This window comes from Lysobacter sp. F60174L2 (assembly GCF_052547135.1).
In genome coordinates this window covers 1-2,431 of the sequence record NZ_JBQWRA010000011.1, presented here as the reverse complement: position 1 = coordinate 2,431, position 2,431 = coordinate 1, and the positions used below count along the sequence as shown (strand labels likewise).

The 2,431-nt window shown below is 64.5% G+C and carries 1 protein-coding gene and 1 pseudogene; both read right to left on the bottom strand.

Annotation, left to right across the window (positions count from 1 at the left end; translation table 11 throughout):
• Window positions 1-233 (bottom strand): annotated as a pseudogene (locus ACT9AS_RS14555) (peptidase M4 family protein); the annotation flags it as partial.
• Window positions 234-595: 362 nt separating this feature from the next.
• Window positions 596-2,431 (bottom strand): M4 family metallopeptidase (locus tag ACT9AS_RS14550; protein ID WP_445100875.1); only part of this gene is annotated, 1,836 nt, incomplete at its 5' end.

Genomic DNA, 2,431 nt, shown 5'->3' with positions numbered 1-2,431 from the left:
TGCTCGCCGTAGATCGGCAGCCCGCGGAAGGTCTGCTGGTAGCGCGTGTTGCGCACGCCGAAGTCGGTGTTGCGGCTCTGCAGCACCAGGCGCGAGTCATCGCCCATCTGCAGCAACTGCGCGTGGCGGGCATGGGCCATGGCCGGCGCGCCGGTGCGGGCGACCGATGCCTGGTACTGGGTGTGGAGGGAGGTGACATCCAGATGGTGCAGATCGACACGATCGGCCGCCATGGCGCCGCCACTGAGTGCGAGCGCGGTGGCCCCGACGAGCACTTTGGTTGGAAGATTTCGATTCACTTGCTGATACCCCAGATTGAAAAGGAATGTCCGGCCACGGGGGTGACCGGTTCTTTTGAAGGGTGTTGCATGCGACTTGGCGTTCCGTGGTCCGGTGTGCGGAGCGCGGAACCGTCCGAGCGTCACCTTGCGGGCGTGTGAGGAACTTCTTCCGATAGATCAAAGTTTTCTCTTTGCGAGAAAATTCGCGACGTTAATCACAAAAATCTGCGGCCACGCGGCCCGACTTCGATCAGTACGGCCACGTGTGAATTCAAAGTCGCGCCGGTGCGGATACCCGCACCGGCGCGTGGAACTTACAGCCTGGTCCAGGCCAGGTCCGAGAACAGCCCGGTGCCCGGTTCGAAGTAGGAAGCGGTGCTGTTGCACCAGCTGCCATACGGAGCCGGACGGCACTGGTACAGCTCGCCGTCGGTGGCCAGCACCACGGTCTGCCCGGCGACGTAGCTGCCACGACCCTGCGGATAGACGAAGTCGTAGTCGTCCTGCGGATCGCCGTCATCGGCCGGGGTGTAACTGCCGGTCAGGCTGACGCCCGAGATCGCGCTCCAGGCGTGGACCAGCACATGGTAGGTGCCGGCCTGCACGTTGTTGATGGTGCAGGTTTCGCCAGTGGTCGGGGTTTCGGACTTGCAGTCGAAGCTGGTGGTGCTCGGCTGGCTGCCGAACTTCACGTACAGGTCGGCATCGCCGCTGCCACCGGAAGTCGTGAACTTCAGGTTGGTGGCGCCTGCTGGAACAACCAGGGTGAAGTACCGGTTGGCCTTGGAGGCACCGCTGATGCCGCTTTCCGGCACGCCGTTCTCCAGTTCGCCATCGCCGCCGTTGCCGCCGCCGCTCACGGTTACCGACTTGGTTTCGGTATCCGTCGCCCCTTCGTTGTCGGTCACGGTCAGGGTGACGTTGTAGGTGCCATCGGCCGCGTAGGTGTGGCTCGGATTGGTCTGGGTCGAGGAGCCGCCGTCACCGAAATCCCAGTTGCGCGACGCGATGCTACCGTCGCTGTCGCTGGAACCGTCGGTGAAGCTCACCGTAAGGCCGTTGACGCTGGGGCTGAAGCCCGCCGTCGGAGCCTGGTTGTCACCACCGCCCCCGCCGCCGCACCCTGACGGCAACGCCCCGCCATTGACGCCGACGACCTGGAACGCGTCGATCACGTCCTGGCCATCCATGCCCATGTCACACGCCGCCTGGACCACGCCCGGCGCGCCCTGGTTGAAGGTGCTGCTGGCGGTCCAGTAGTCGCGGTTGGCGCGGGCGAAGGCCTGGAACGCGGTCTTGGTGTTCCATCCCGACGTCGTGGCCAGGGTGTAGAACGCCTTGTTGTAGACGCCCGAGGAGTGATGCACGTCCATGCCGTTGTAGTAATCGCTGGCGTGACCGATCGACTGGCCGTCCTGGGTCGGGTCCGCCATGTAGCGCAACGCGCCGTTGCCCTTGAAGATCTGGGCGCCGACCAGCCAGTCGTTGCTGCCGTTCATGAAGTACTCGGCGGCCTCGCCGGCCATGTCCGAGAAGGCCTCGTTCATGCCGCCGGACTGGTTGGAGTAGATCAACCCCGAGTTCTGCTCGGTGTAGCCGTGCGAGACCTCGTGGCCCGACACGTCCAGCGAAACCAGCGGATAAAACGTGTTGCGGCCATCGCCGAACAGCATTGCCGAGCCGTTCCAGTACGCGTTCTCGTGCTGGGAGCCGTAATGCACCGCCATGGTCAGCTGGAAGCTGAGCGGCGCCGCGTCCATGTAGTCGCTGTACATGTCGAAGATCACGCCGCCGAAGTACAGCGCGTCGTTGATCGGCGAGTAGGCGCCATTGACCTGCTTGAAGGTGTTGCGCGGGCAGGTGTACGAATAGGCGGGCTTGCCGGCCTCGCTGGTGGCGCCGTTGAGGTTGACCGCCTTGACGTTGACGTTGCTCATCGTGCAGGTGCTACCGCTCTGCTGCACGTCCAGATAACCGAAGTCGACGCCGTACTCGTACTGGCCGGTCTTCTGGTTGCCGCCCGGGCCGGAGCCATCGGCCGACTGCAGGTTCTCGTACTGGTGCAGGATGCGCCCGGTATCGGCATCGACGATCACCACCGGCCGCGTCGGCGCGCCGCCGCCGGCCTTGTCGGCGAAGTACGACACGAC